Annotated in this window: 12 protein-coding genes and 2 tRNA genes; 11 read left to right on the top strand and 3 right to left on the bottom strand. The window is 67.6% G+C overall.

The features are described 5' to 3' along the window. Window positions 1-28: 28 nt before the first annotated feature. From uvrB to AC10QF_RS00580, 3 genes are all read left to right on the top strand, one after another. On the top strand, window positions 29-2053 hold the full coding sequence (gene uvrB, locus AC10QF_RS00590; protein ID WP_005415968.1) for an excinuclease ABC subunit UvrB: 2025 nt from the start codon (window positions 29-31) through the stop codon (window positions 2051-2053). 106 nt (window positions 2054-2159) lie between these two features. After that, window positions 2160-2234, top strand: a tRNA-Val gene (locus AC10QF_RS00585). Between the two features lie 98 nt (window positions 2235-2332). Continuing rightward, window positions 2333-2407 (top strand) — tRNA-Val (locus AC10QF_RS00580). A gap of 125 nt (window positions 2408-2532) precedes the next feature. Here AC10QF_RS00580 and AC10QF_RS00575 read toward each other — a convergent pair. Further along, window positions 2533-2835, bottom strand: a complete 303-nt coding sequence (locus tag AC10QF_RS00575) for a hypothetical protein (protein ID WP_069137942.1) — start codon at window positions 2833-2835, stop codon at window positions 2533-2535. Between the two features lie 182 nt (window positions 2836-3017). Here AC10QF_RS00575 and AC10QF_RS00570 point away from each other — a divergent pair, with 182 nt between their 5' ends. After that, window positions 3018-3158, top strand: coding sequence for a hypothetical protein (locus AC10QF_RS00570; RefSeq protein ID WP_005415970.1), 141 nt, complete (start codon window positions 3018-3020; stop codon window positions 3156-3158). 96 nt (window positions 3159-3254) lie between these two features. On the opposite strand, the gene AC10QF_RS00565 is transcribed toward AC10QF_RS00570, so the two are convergent. Together AC10QF_RS00565 and AC10QF_RS00560 are read right to left on the bottom strand one after the other, a co-directional pair. Further along, the gene (locus AC10QF_RS00565) at window positions 3255-3539 is read right to left on the bottom strand and encodes a hypothetical protein (protein ID WP_005415971.1); all 285 of its coding nucleotides are present in this window, start codon (window positions 3537-3539) and stop codon (window positions 3255-3257) included. Window positions 3540-3570: 31 nt separating this feature from the next. Then, complete coding sequence (locus AC10QF_RS00560) at window positions 3571-4338, bottom strand: MipA/OmpV family protein (RefSeq protein WP_005415972.1); 768 nt, start codon at window positions 4336-4338, stop codon at window positions 3571-3573. A gap of 145 nt (window positions 4339-4483) precedes the next feature. On the opposite strand from AC10QF_RS00560, the gene AC10QF_RS00555 reads away from it, so the two are divergent. The 7 genes from AC10QF_RS00555 to lpxK are packed head-to-tail and all read left to right on the top strand — an operon-like array spanning window position 4484 to window position 12815. Continuing rightward, a complete protein-coding gene (locus tag AC10QF_RS00555) occupies window positions 4484-5155 on the top strand; it encodes a response regulator transcription factor (protein WP_329845910.1) in 672 nt (223 codons plus the stop codon). Window position 5156: 1 nt separating this feature from the next. Beyond that, window positions 5157-6500: a sensor histidine kinase gene (locus AC10QF_RS00550; RefSeq protein WP_494541558.1), complete on the top strand. Its 1344-nt coding sequence runs from the start codon at window positions 5157-5159 to the stop codon at window positions 6498-6500. Window positions 6501-6559: 59 nt separating this feature from the next. Beyond that, a complete protein-coding gene (locus AC10QF_RS00545) occupies window positions 6560-8959 on the top strand; it encodes a DNA internalization-related competence protein ComEC/Rec2 (protein ID WP_494541557.1) in 2400 nt (799 codons plus the stop codon). A gap of 3 nt (window positions 8960-8962) precedes the next feature. Beyond that, on the top strand, window positions 8963-9625 hold the full coding sequence (locus tag AC10QF_RS00540; RefSeq protein WP_005415976.1) for a MotA/TolQ/ExbB proton channel family protein: 663 nt from the start codon (window positions 8963-8965) through the stop codon (window positions 9623-9625). 3 nt (window positions 9626-9628) lie between these two features. Next, complete coding sequence (locus AC10QF_RS00535; RefSeq protein WP_005415977.1) at window positions 9629-10051, top strand: ExbD/TolR family protein; 423 nt, start codon at window positions 9629-9631, stop codon at window positions 10049-10051. Then, entirely contained in the window at window positions 10048-11796 is a 1749-nt protein-coding gene (msbA, locus tag AC10QF_RS00530; protein WP_494541556.1) for a lipid A export permease/ATP-binding protein MsbA, read from the top strand. The genes AC10QF_RS00535 and msbA overlap by 4 nt, the downstream gene beginning before the upstream one ends. Continuing rightward, entirely contained in the window at window positions 11796-12815 is a 1020-nt protein-coding gene (gene lpxK / locus AC10QF_RS00525; protein WP_065177370.1) for a tetraacyldisaccharide 4'-kinase, read from the top strand. The genes msbA and lpxK overlap by 1 nt, the downstream gene beginning before the upstream one ends. Window positions 12816-12877 lie beyond the last annotated feature (62 nt).

Below are 12877 nucleotides of genomic sequence, written 5' to 3'. Positions count from 1 at the left end.
CTGACCCTTCCCGGAAACTGGCAACACCATGAGCGACAGTTTTGAACTTGTCTCGCCGTATTCGCCGGCGGGCGACCAGCCCAACGCCATCGCGAAGCTGACCAGCAACTTCGAGGCCGGCATCGCCAAGCAGACCCTGCTGGGCGTGACCGGCTCGGGCAAGACTTACACCATCGCCAACGTCATCCAGAACGTTCAGAAGCCGACGCTGATCATGGCACCGAACAAGACGCTGGCGGCGCAGCTGTATGGCGAGTTCAAGGCGTTCTTCCCGCACAACGCGGTGGAGTACTTCGTCAGCTATTACGACTACTACCAGCCCGAAGCCTACGTGCCGTCGTCGGACACCTTCATCGAGAAGGACAGTTCGATCAACGAGCACATCGAGCAGATGCGGCTGGCCGCGACCAAGACCCTGCTGTCGCGCCCGGACGCGATCGTGGTGGCCACGGTGTCCGCGATCTATGGCCTGGGTGCGCCGGAAGACTACCTTTCACTGCGCCTGATCCTGTCCAAGGGCGAGCGCATCGACCAGCGCGACCTGATCAACCACCTGACCCAGCTGCAGTACACGCGCAATGAGTACGAGCTGCAGCGCGGTACCTTCCGCGTGCGCGGCGAAGTGATCGACGTGTTCCCGGCCGAGTCGGACAGCGAAGCACTGCGCCTCGAACTGTTCGATGGCGAGGTCGAGAAGATCACCCTGTTCGATCCGCTCACCGGCGAGACGCTGCGCAACATGCAGCGCTTCACGGTCTACCCGAAGACCCACTATGCGACCACGCGCGAGCGCGTGCTGGCGGCGATCGAGACGATCAAGGTAGAGCTGAAGGAGCGGCTGGAGCAGCTCTACGCGCAGAACAAGCTGGTGGAGGCGCAGCGCCTGGCGCAGCGCACGCAGTTCGACCTGGAAATGATGGCCGAGGTCGGTTACTGCAACGGCATCGAGAACTACTCCCGGCACCTGACCGGCAAGAATGCCGGCGAGCCGCCACCGACCCTGTTCGACTACCTGCCGCCGGATGCGCTGCTGGTGATCGACGAATCGCATGTGACCATTCCGCAGATCGGCGCCATGTTCAAGGGTGACCGCTCGCGCAAGGAAACCCTGGTTGAGTTCGGTTTCCGCCTGCCGTCGGCGCTGGACAACCGCCCGCTGCGCTTCGAGGAATGGGAGGAGCGCTGCCCGCGCAGCATCTACGTGTCGGCCACGCCCGGGCCCTATGAACTGCGTGAAGCCGGTGACGAGATCACCGAACTGGTGGTGCGCCCAACCGGCCTGATCGACCCGGTGGTGGAGATCCGGCCGGTCGGTACCCAGGTCGACGACCTGATGAGCGAGGCCAACGCGCGCATCAAGGCGGGCGACCGCGTGCTGGTCACCACGCTGACCAAGCGCATGGCTGAAAACCTCACCGAGTACCTCACCGAACACGGTATCCGCGTGCGCTACCTGCACTCGGACGTGGATACGGTCGAGCGCGTGGAGATCATCCGCGACCTGCGCCTGGGCAAGTTCGACGTGCTGGTCGGCATCAACCTGCTGCGTGAAGGCCTGGACATGCCCGAGGTATCGCTGGTGGCGATCCTCGATGCCGACAAGGAAGGCTTCCTGCGCTCCACTGGCTCGCTGATCCAGACCATCGGCCGCGCCGCACGCAACGTGCGCGGCAAGGCGATCCTGTACGCCGACAAGATCACCCGCTCGATGCAGGCGGCGATCGATGAGACCGACCGGCGCCGTGCCAAGCAGGTCGAGTACAACGAAGAACATGGCATCGTGCCGCGCTCGGTGGCGCGCCCGATCGTCGATGTCCTCGAAGGCGCGCGTTCGGATGCCGCCGAGAAGGAAGCCAAGAAGGGTAAGGGCAAGGGCCGGGCGAGTGTGGCCGAAGAAGCGGCCGACTATCGTTCGCTGTCTCCGGCGCAGCTGGCGACCCGTCTCAAGGCGCTGGAACAACAGATGTACCAGCACGCCAAGGACCTGGAATTCGAAGATGCCGCACGGGTGCGTGACCAGATCCGGCAGCTGAAGGAAGCCAGCCTGGGCTGAACGTGGCAGTGCAGCATCATCTTCACAAAAGTGTTGCGCTTCACGGCCCGCATCCGTAATATACGCGGCCTGCACCGACGCAATCGCGGAAATGCAGAAGCAAAACGGGCGGTTAGCTCAGCGGTAGAGCACTACCTTGACATGGTAGGGGTCACAGGTTCGAACCCTGTACCGCCCACCACGAAGTCCTCGAAAGAGGGCTGTCGTGAACTGCAAAGCCCGGCCCTGGCGCCGGGTTTTTACGTAACAAGGCCAGCCTTCGGGCGGCAAGAACAAGATGGGCGGTTAGCTCAGCGGTAGAGCACTACCTTGACATGGTAGGGGTCACAGGTTCGAACCCTGTACCGCCCACCACCTGCTCCCGGCGTTGCCGGTGAAGTGGTGAAACGATGAAAGCCGGCCCCGGGGCCGGCTTTTTTCGTTCCGGGGAGCCTGGCGTTCCCGCGAAGCTGCATCCGTGCCGGTTCAGTGGCATGAAATCAGTGGGTAATGCTGATCGAACGCTGGATGCGCCAGTGGCCGTCGACGCGTTCCCACAGCTGCGCCACACCTACCCGGGCCAGCGCAGGATGAGGGCTGGCGCCAGTGTCGTCTGGCGATTGCTGGCTGCCCAGCCGCAGCACGCGGTCCTGGCGCAGGTGATAGAGCTGAAGGGGCTGCGCTTCATGCATGGCCTGCCGATCCTCGGTGCGCAGGATCTGGCTGCGCAGGGCATCCTCGGTGGGCCCGCAGCCGTCGCCGAACAGGCTGGAGAACAGCAGGATCAGGGCAAGCATCGGCATGGCACGGTGCTCCAGCGGGAAAGTGCGTGCAGACTGGCATGGTCGGCCGGGCACCGCAGCCGGCCTGCGACGAAGGCGGGGATTGGGCCGCCAAAGGCAGGCAGATGGCGATGAATCCGGGCCGCGCAGGCGTAGACTCGGCGCTACTGCGCAACTGCGCAATTACTGCAAGGAACTGCCGCATGAGTGATCACGTCCCGGTGTCCAGGCCCAATCCGCTCCTGGAACGCCTGTTCGGCGGCAACATGCTGGAAGGCACGTTCAAGGCAGTGATCTGGGTCGCAATCCTGAGCGCGCTGCTGGCGTGGACCACGCTGCGCTGAACGACGCTGCCGCGCCGGGCCTGCCGGGTGGCGGGACCTGCTGACCCGATGACTCCCGCTGCCGCTGGTGCGGCGGCAGTGCCTGTGCGGGTGCTGTCAGGCGCTGAAGGCCTGGCGCAGGCTGCGCAGGGTGGCCTGGCGATGTTCCCTGGCCGTTGGCTCGCCCATCTCCAGCTCCTGCAGGCGCAGTCCGACCAGAGTCATCGACAACGCATAGCCGCGTGCCGCGTCGGCAACGCGTGACAGGCCCACTGCACGGCGGGCCAGTGCATTCACATGTTCAAGGTCGGGCATCAGTCCCAGATAGGCGCGTTCTGCGCTGTCCAGGTCCGGTGCACGCAGGATCGCGTGAGCGTCTGCGGTGGGGAAGACGGAGGCCATGGGGGTCCTTGTCCGTAGCGGGGGCGCTCGTTCAGAACGAGCGCATCAGGGAAATGAAGGCCGAGGTCTGCGTGCCGCGTCGTGCCATCGGGCTGTCCTTCACTGCATCGCCGAACCACTGGTTGGCCACCACGCCGGTCGCGCGCCACTTCATGCCCAGTGGCGTGCTGACCGCGATCTGCAGACTCGGTGAGGTGGCACTACCCGGACGGTAGCTGGCAAGGCCTGAGCGCAGTGCCTCTTCGTCACTGATGCCGTAGTAGTAGTCGAGCAGCCGTGCACTGGAATGCACGACACCCACCCGCGGCACCCAGGTGAAGCGGCCTGCCTGGATCGGATGGCTGTAATGCAGGCGCGACTCGATACCACCGCCATGGCCGGTCACGTCCCGCATCACGCTGGCCTCGACCATGCCCCAGTCGGCACTGTACTCACCGTTGATGCCCGCCATGGCCGACATCTGCCGGCTGTGCAGGCGGCGCAGCTGAGCATCATTCACGTCGCCGGTCTTGAAGCGCAGGGTGTAGGGCGTGACCGCCGCCGACAGCCGCCACCCCTGATCCTTGTAGAGGTACATGCCAAGTGAACCGGGGCTGGCGAAGAAGCGCTCGCCCTGCCAGGCGATGGCCGGTACCACCAGCGGTTTGACGTCATAGTGCGCGTACGCACCGGAGGTCGCGCCAGCGCTGATGCCGGCCTGCACGCCGGGGTTCTGCCCGGCAGCGTGGGCGAGCAACGGCACGCCGAGGGCCGTGGTGAGCAGTAGCGGGCGCAGCAGGTGCGGGGACAGCGACGGCATCGATCAGCCACGTTGCAGGGGATGGCTGCGCATGGTGACGGGGCAACATTGTCAGAACATTGCGCCCGCGCGTTCGGCATGCATGGGCGCAAAATCACGGCGCCAGGCACTATGATCGGCAGCGTTTCCGGTTGACGAGTCCCTGATGCGCATCCTCCTGGTCGAAGACGATCCTGATCTGTCCCGCGCCCTGCAATCCGGCCTGGAGCGGCAGGGCGTGGTCGCCGATGTGGTCGGCAGCCTGGCCGAGGCCGCGCTCGCCTTGCGCGAACCGGTGCACCAGCTGCTGCTGCTCGATCGCCAGCTGCCCGATGGCGATGGCGCCGGATTCGTCGCGACGGCGCGTGCGCTGCGGCCGAACCTGGCGGTGATCATGCTCACCGCCAAGGGGACGCTGTCGGACAAGGTCGAAGGCCTGGACGTCGGTGCCGATGACTATCTGGTCAAGCCGGTGGCGATCGAGGAACTGATGGCACGCATCCGCGCGGTATCGCGCAGGCCTTCGGCGATGGTGACGCCGAGCCTGCGGCTGGGGCGGCTCGAGTTCGATTTCGAATCGCTGCAGGCACAGGTGGAGGGCCAGCCCCTGGCATTGCCACGTCGGCAGGTGCTGGTGCTGCAGGCGTTGGCGATGCGGCAGGGCCGCACGGTTACCCGCAGTGCCCTGGAGGCTGCAGTGTACGGGTTCGATGATGAGATCCAATCCAATGCGCTCGATGCGCATATCTCCAAGCTGCGCAAAGCGCTGCAGCAGGCCAGGGCGGGGGTGGAGATCCACGTGATCCGCGGCGTCGGCTACCTGCTGGCGGAGGCCTGAGATGGCCCGTCCGATCCGTTCGATCACCCTTGGCCTGGCTTGGCGCCTCTTCCTGGCGCAGGCCTTCACCGTGCTGTTCGCGGTGGTCGCGTTGATCCTGACCTGGGGTGACAAGGACTCCTGGGGCATGGACATGTTCGTTGCCGAGGCGGTGGCCAAGGCGGTGCACAGCGAAGGCGGGCGCCTGGTGCTGGACCAGGCGCGCTGGGACAAGCTCGATGCCAACGCCGGGGGAAATCTCTGGTTCGCCGCGGTGGATGACAAGGGCATGTGGCTCGAGCGCGGCACCATCCCAGCCATCCACGCGCCGATGCTCGCGCGGCTGCCGACCGTGGGCGCCACGGAACTGGGCTCGCTGGTGCCCCCTTACCTGGACGTGGCGCGGGTGATGATCCGCAACGAGGACGGGCGCCGCATCACCGTGATGGTCGGTGGCGCGCCCAAGGGCGGGCTGCTGGATGGCGCGCTGATGGTGCTGCGCCTGATCGGCCTGTGGTTCTTCCTGCCACTGATCGTGGTCACCCTGCTGGTGATGCCGACCGTGATCCACCGTGCCATGCGCGGTGTGCGCCGTTCTGCGCAGCAGGCCAAGGAACTGGACATCGGCCAGCCCGGTGCTCGGCTGGATGCGCGGCTGGTCTCCACGGAAGTGGCGCCGCTGGTGGAGGCGTTCAACGATGCCATCGACAAGGTGCAGCAGGGCTACGCCGCGCGCGACAAGTTCCTCGCCGACGCGGCGCACGAGCTGCGCGTGCCGATCGCCGTGGTGCAGGCGCGCCTGGCGCAGCTGCCACAGGGTGAGTTGAAATCGCAGTTGCTGACCGACGTGGCGCGGCTGGGCAATGTTGCCGAGCACCTGCTCGATCTGCAGCGCCTTGACCGCAATGTCGGCGCATTGCAGCGGCTGGACCTGGCGCTGCTGGTGCGTGAGGCCGCCGCGGACCTGGCGCCGTTGGTGGTCGGCGCCGGCTATGGATTCGAAGTGGACGCGCCGGAATCGCCGGTGTGGATCCACGGCGACAGTCTGGCGCTGGGGCGGGTGATTGCCAACCTGGTGCACAACGCGATCGTGCATGGTGGTGGCCGTGGCACCATCTGCGTGCGGTTGGATACGCGTGGCTTGCTGGAAGTCAGCGATCAGGGCGCGGGCATTCCAGTGAGCGACCGCGAGGCGATCTTCGAGCCGTTCCATCGCCTGCGCGCGGCGGGCAGCGGCAGTGGCCTGGGCCTGCACCTGGTGAAGGAGATCGTGCAGCACCACGGTGGCTCGGTCAGTGTCGGTGAGGCTGCGGGAGGCGGCGCAAGCTTCCGGGTCAATTTCCATCGCGGTAGCGTCCGGCGCTGACGCGTTTGCGGGGCAAGTCCCGATAGGCAAGCTGCCGCCGGTAGCGGCAGGCTGGACCCATGGCCGTCCAGCTTTCCCCGTCTCCCTTGCTGGGCAGTGGCGCCGCTGCGGCGCTGACACTGGGGGCGCTGGCCTGCGTGCAGCTGCCGCGGCTGCCGCCGCTGTGGGTCAGCACGGTGATGATCGTGCTTGGCATGGCGGGGTGGGGCCTGCGCTGGCGGGGGCGCCTGCCCGCGGTCGTGCTGCTGGGCGCCGGATGGACGGCGATGCATGGGCACTGGGCAATGCAGGAACAGCTGCCGCCAGGCCAGCCAGCACGGGATGTGGTGGTCAGTGGACGGGTCATCGATCTGCCGGACCATGGAGCCGCGCACACCCGCTTCCTGCTGCAGGTCAGCGAGAGCAGCGAACTGCCATCGCTGCGCGGCAAGCGCCTGCAGGTCACGTGGAACGATGCCTGGCGTGCCGCTGATGGCACCGACGCCGGGCGTGGGCGCCATCAGGTCCTGGCCGGCGCGCAGTGGCATCTGGCCCTGCGCGTGCGGGCGCCGCGTTCGCGGATCAATCCCGGTGGTTTCGACGGTGAACGCCATGCGCTGCTGCGCGGCGTGTCCGGCAACGGCACGGTGCGGGCGCCGGCCAGCGCGCGCGAGCTTCAAGCCGCGCATGGCCTGCCGGCATGGCGTGAACGCACCAGCGCCGCCATCGCCGTGCAGGTGGCCCATCCAGCTGCGCGCTTCGTGCAGGCACTTGCCTTGGGCGATACGCGTGGCCTGTCCGACGCCGATTGGGATCAGCTGCGGGCGCTGGGCCTGACCCATCTGGTGGCCATTTCCGGATTCCATGTCGGGGTGGTGGCCGGGCTGGGGGCGTTGCTGTGTCGAGGGCTGTGGTGGCTGTGCCCGCTGCTGGCCCGGCATTGGCCACGCCCCCAGGCGGCGGCCTGCGCCGCGGCCCTGTCCGCAGCGGGCTATGCGGTGCTGGCCGGCGGTGAATTGCCGACCGTGCGCACTGCACTGATGATCGGGCTGGTGGCGCTGGCGCGTAGCGGGCGGCGCCCACTGGGTCTCGTGCAGGGGCTTGCACTGGCGGCGCTGGCGCTGCTGCTGCCGGCGCCCCTGTCAGTGCTGTCCGCGGGCTTCTGGCTCAGCTTCGGCGGCGTCCTGTGGCTGGTCTGGTGCCTGCCGCAGGGACGTCCGCGTGGGGTGGTCGCCAACCTGCGCGGGTTCCTGGCCGCACAAGGGGTGGCCAGCGTCGGCCTGTTGCCGCTGGGCATCGCCTTGTTCGGTGGCACCGCCTGGCTGGGGCCGCTGGTGAACCTGCCGGTCATTCCGTGGTGGACATTGCTGGTGGTGCCCTTGTCGCTGCTCGGCACCGCCCTGCAGGTGCTGCATGACGGCGCCGGGCGCTGGGCGTGGCGCGCAGCGGCGTGGTTGTTCGAAACCAGCTGGCAGGCCCTGCAGCCACTGGCGGCGCATCCACAGGCGATGTGGTGGTTGGCCGAGGCACCGGCCTGGGCAGTGCCGGCGGCGCTGCTGGGCGTGTTCTGGTGGCTGCTGCCACGCGGCGCCGGGGGCGGGCTGGCTGGCCTCCTGCTGTGCCTGCCGCTGCTGTGGCCGTTGCGCGAGCGGCCGGCCGAGGGAGAGCTGGAGCTGCTGGTGCATGACGTCGGGCAGGGCACGGCGGTATTGCTGCGTACCGCGCGGCATGCGCTCTGGTACGACGTGGGGCCGCCGATCGGGGGTGAGGGCAGCGAGCGGGTCCTGGTTCCGTCATTGCGGGCGCTGGGGCAGGCACGGCCCGACCGCGTGCTGATCAGTCACGACGATCTCGATCATGCCGGCAACCTGCCGAGCCTGCGCCTTCAGTTGCCGGAGCTGCCCCTGTTGGCGCCGCCGGGCAGCGCGATCGCCGGGGCCGGGCGCTGCCAACGCGGCCTGCGCTGGCGCTGGGACGGCGTCGACTTCCAGGTGCTGCACCCGGATGCCGGCAGCCAGCGGGCTGAAAACGAGGACAGCTGCGTGCTGCGCGTGGCCAGCGCGCATGGTGGGGTCCTGTTGCCTGGGGACATCGGCCGCCCGGCCGAACAGGCGCTGCTGCGGGCGTCTCCGGCGGCGCTGAAGGCGGATGTGGTGCTGGTGCCGCACCATGGCAGCGGCGGCAGCTCCAGCGCGCCCTGGGTGGCGGCGGTGTCAGCCCGGCTGGCGCTGGTTTCGGCCGGGCACCAGAACCGCTTCGGCCACCCGCGCCGGGACGTGGTCCGGCGCTGGCAGGCGCAGGGAGCCGAGGTGGTGTCCACTGCGGAGTCCGGGGCGATCCGCGTATGGCTTGGCGCACAAGGGCTGCAGCTGCGTGAACAGCGTATCCATGCATCCCGGTGGTGGGATGCCGCTGGGCGGGCGCGGTCGGCTGTTATCCTATCGCCGATCAAACAAGCGGCCGTTGGGCCGGAGGGTTGAAACGTGTGGGAACTGGTCAAGGCCGGTGGCTGGCCGATGGTGCCGCTGCTGCTGTTGGGCGTACTGGCTTTGGCGATCATCCTGGAGCGTTTCTGGTCCCTGCGGCGGACTGAAGTGCTGCCGCCCGGCCTCGGCCAGGAAGTGCGCAACTGGGCCGCACGCGGCAAGCTTGACCCGGCGCACCTGCAGACCCTGCGTGCCAACTCGCCGCTGGGGGCATTGCTGGCGGCCGCGCTGGAAGCCCGCAATCGTCCGCGCGACCAGATCCGCGAGCGCATCGAGGACACCGGCCGCCACCTGGTGCACCGCATGGAACGTTTCCTCAACGCGCTGGGCACCATTGCCTCGGCCGGCCCGCTGCTGGGCCTGCTGGGCACGGTGATCGGCATGATCCAGATGTTCCTGGGCATCCTCGACCATGGGGTGGGCGACGTGAACCAGCTGGCCGGCGGTATCGGCAAGGCGCTGGTGTGCACCGCCACGGGCATGATCGTGGCCATTCCGGCACTGATGTTCCATCGCTACTTCAAGGGCCGCATCCACGGCTACGTGGTGGAAATGGAGCAGGAAGCCAGTGCCCTGCTGGACACGCTCGACGGTCGCCCCGGGGTGATGAACCCGGCCGCGCCGGCGCGACCGGCCAACGCCGCGACGGCGAAGGCCTGATCGATGCGTATCGGCAATGACCGCTCCCAGGATGAGCCGCATATCGATCTGGTTCCGCTGATCGACGTCATCCTGGTGCTGATCATCTTCTTCGTGGTCACCACCACCTTCGATGCGCGCTCGACGCTGCAGGTGCAGCTGCCTACCGCCAGCCAGCAGCCCAACAACGAGCCGCCGCGTTCGCTCAGCGTGCTGATCAACGCCGAAGGCCGCTATTTCATCAATGACCAGGAAGTGCTGCGCAGCGACGTCGAGTCGGTCAAGCAGACCATCGCGTCCGTGGCCGGCAGTGACCGCAGCCAGCCCGTGCTGCTGCGCGCCGACGCACGCACTCCCTACCAGGCCGTGGTGACCGCGCAGGACGCGCTCGGTCAACTCGGTTTCCGTCGTATCGCCATTGCAACTGCGCCAGAGGTGCGTCCATGAGTTCCCATCACGCGCCGGTGTGGCCGATCTACAAACGTCTGCTGGGCTACACCCGCACCTACTGGGTGTTCATGGTGGGCGCGGTCATCGCCATGGTGGTCGAGGCCCTGGCCGGCTACCACTTCACCAAGCTGATGGAGCCGCTGGTCAACGAAGGTTTCGTCGACCCGCAGCCGCGCGCGGCCGTGGTGCTGCCGCTCACCATCCTCGGCCTGTTCCTGATGCGTAGCGTGGCCACCTGGGTCAGTGACTACACGCTGGCCAAGACTGGCCGCAGCGTGGTCCGCGACCTGCGTGAGCAGGTGCTGCAGAAGTACCTGCACCTGCCGTCGTCGCACTTCGATACCGAAGCGACGCCGGTGATGGTCAGCCGCCTGAACTTCGATACCGAGCAGGTCACCCAGGCCAGCGCCGACGCGCTGAAGACCGTGGTGGCCGATACCCTCACCATCGTCGCGATGCTGGCGGTGATGCTGCAGATGAGCGTCAAGGTGACCTTGGCAATGCTGCTGGTGGTGCCGCTGATCGGTGGCATCGTGTCCTACGTGGGCAAGCGCTACCGCCGCATCAGCCGCGGCATTCAGGACGGCATGGGCACCATGGCGCAGACTGCCGAGCAGTCGCTGGCCGCGCAGCAGGAAGTGAAGGTGCACGGCACCCAGCAGCATGAGATCTCGCGCTACTCGCGCCTGGCCAACCGCATGCTGGCGCTGAACATGAAGGTCGAGGTCACCCGCGCCGCCGCCTCCAGCGTGGTGCAGTTCCTGGCCGCACTGGCGCTGGCGGTGATCGTCTGGGTATCGACCCGCGAGGCCCTGGCGGGCCGGCTCAATGCCGGCCAGTTCATGGGCCTGATGACATCGATGATGGCCATCATTCCATCGCTGCGCCGCCTGACCAGCGTACAGACCTCGATTTCGCGCGGTGTCTCTGCTGCCGAGCGCCTGTTCGGCATTCTCGACATGCCAGTGGAGCGCGACCAGGGGCAGCGACACGTGCAGCGCGTGCGGGGCGAACTGGCGTTCGACCACGTCATGCTGCGTTACCGCGAGGACAGCGGCATCGCCCTGGATGACATCAGCTTCGTTGCCAAGCCAGGCACGGTGACGGCCATTGTCGGCCGTTCCGGCAGTGGCAAGACCAGCCTGATCCGGCTGGTGCCACGCTTCTACGAGCCCAGCGGCGGTGTCATCACCCTCGACGGCGTGGCACTGGACGACTACCCGCTGGCCGACCTGCGCCGGCAGGTGGCAATGGTCGGGCAGAAGGTCATGCTGTTCGATGACACCATCGCTGCCAACATCGCCTATGGCATGGAAGCGACCGACGAGCAGATCCGCGCGGCGGCCGAGGCCGCCAACGCGTGGGAGTTCATCGCACGCATGCCGCAGCAGCTGCAGACCCCGGTGGGCGAGAATGGCGCGCTGCTGTCCGGTGGCCAGCGCCAGCGCCTGGCGATTGCCCGCGCGATCCTACGCGACGCCCCGATCCTGATCCTCGACGAAGCCACTGCGGCGCTGGACAACGAATCCGAGCGCCTGGTGCAGGACGCGCTGCAGCGCCTGATGCCCGAACGCACCACGCTGGTCATCGCGCACCGGCTGTCGACCATCGAGCATGCCGACCAGGTACTGGTCATGGATCATGGCCGCATCGTTGAACGCGGCACGCACAAGGAGCTGCTCGAACTGGGCGGTCTGTACCAGCATCTGCACAGCATGCAGTTCCGCGAAAGGCAGGACTGATGGCCGGCAAGGGCACCCAGACCCCGCCGTACTGGTATGACGGCACCCCGGTTCCGTGGGCGATGCGCCTGCTGGCGCCGCTGTACGCAGGTGTCACCGCACTGCGCCGGCGCGCCTATCGGCGTGGCTGGCGCAAGCGCCACTCGCTGCCGGTGCCGGTCATCGTGGTCGGCAACATCACCGCCGGTGGTACCGGCAAGACGCCGCTGACGATTGCCCTGGTCGAGCGCCTGCGCGCGGCCGGCTGGAAGCCGGGCGTGGCCAGCCGCGGCTATGGTCGCGAAGACGCCGACAAGCCGCTGTGGGTGCAGGCCGATACGCCAACCGCGAAGGGCGGTGACGAACCGGTGCTGATCGCCTGGAAGACCGGCGTGCCGGTGCGCGTGGACCGTGACCGTGTCGCCGCCGGCAAGGCGCTGATCGAGGCCGGCTGCGATGTAATCGTCTGCGACGACGGTTTGCAGCACTACCGGCTGGCGCGCGACATCGAGATCGAAGTGGTCGATGCCCAGCGTCGCTATGGCAATGGCCGGATGATCCCGGCCGGGCCGTTGCGCGAGCCGGTCAGCCGCGCGAGCGAGTGCGATTTCCGCGTGGTCAACCTCGGCCAGGCCGATGAGGAGACCGCGGCACAGGCCTGTGGCTTCGGCCAGTGGCCAATGTCCCTGCACATCGACAGTGCGCAGCCGCTGGCCGGTGGCCGCGCGCGCCCGCTGGCGTACTTCAAGGGCCAGCGGGTGCACGCGGTGGCCGGCATCGCCCATCCACAGCGCTTCTTCGACATGCTGCGGGCGCGCGGGATCGGCGTGGTGCCGCATGCGTTCGCCGACCACCAGGCCTACCAGCCGCAGGACCTGTCCTTCGGCAGCCAGTTGCCGGTACTGATGACCGAAAAGGATGCGGTGAAATGCCGGGCGTTCGGCAACGACTGGCACTACGCGGTTCCGCTGCGCGCCGAGTTGCCCGCCGCGTTCTGGGTGGCGTTGACCGATCGCCTGGACAAGCTGCGACCGAACTGAGTGGCGCGGCGGCGCTTGCATTCACGCGCCGCTGGCCGCATTCCCGTTGTAACGAGCCTGCC

The sequence above is a fragment of the Stenotrophomonas maltophilia complex sp. Om-AH-Sm3 genome (assembly GCF_059337855.1).
This window is presented reverse-complemented; position numbering and strand designations above follow the sequence as displayed.

What these genes read in the sequence shown, in the direction of transcription:
- uvrB (WP_005415968.1), top strand. Translation starts at nt 29, where the DNA reads ATGAGCGACAGTTTTGAACTTGTCTCGCCGTATTCGCCGGCGGGCGAC.
- AC10QF_RS00575 (WP_069137942.1), bottom strand. Translation starts at nt 2,835, where the DNA reads ATGCCGATGCTTGCCCTGATCCTGCTGTTCTCCAGCCTGTTCGGCGAC.
- AC10QF_RS00570 (WP_005415970.1), top strand. Translation starts at nt 3,018, where the DNA reads ATGAGTGATCACGTCCCGGTGTCCAGGCCCAATCCGCTCCTGGAACGC.
- AC10QF_RS00565 (WP_005415971.1), bottom strand. Translation starts at nt 3,539, where the DNA reads ATGGCCTCCGTCTTCCCCACCGCAGACGCTCACGCGATCCTGCGTGCA.
- AC10QF_RS00560 (WP_005415972.1), bottom strand. Translation starts at nt 4,338, where the DNA reads ATGCCGTCGCTGTCCCCGCACCTGCTGCGCCCGCTACTGCTCACCACG.
- AC10QF_RS00555 (WP_329845910.1), top strand. Translation starts at nt 4,484, where the DNA reads ATGCGCATCCTCCTGGTCGAAGACGATCCTGATCTGTCCCGCGCCCTG.
- AC10QF_RS00550 (WP_494541558.1), top strand. Translation starts at nt 5,157, where the DNA reads ATGGCCCGTCCGATCCGTTCGATCACCCTTGGCCTGGCTTGGCGCCTC.
- AC10QF_RS00545 (WP_494541557.1), top strand. Translation starts at nt 6,560, where the DNA reads ATGGCCGTCCAGCTTTCCCCGTCTCCCTTGCTGGGCAGTGGCGCCGCT.
- AC10QF_RS00535 (WP_005415977.1), top strand. Translation starts at nt 9,629, where the DNA reads ATGCGTATCGGCAATGACCGCTCCCAGGATGAGCCGCATATCGATCTG.
- msbA (WP_494541556.1), top strand. Translation starts at nt 10,048, where the DNA reads ATGAGTTCCCATCACGCGCCGGTGTGGCCGATCTACAAACGTCTGCTG.
- lpxK (WP_065177370.1), top strand. Translation starts at nt 11,796, where the DNA reads ATGGCCGGCAAGGGCACCCAGACCCCGCCGTACTGGTATGACGGCACC.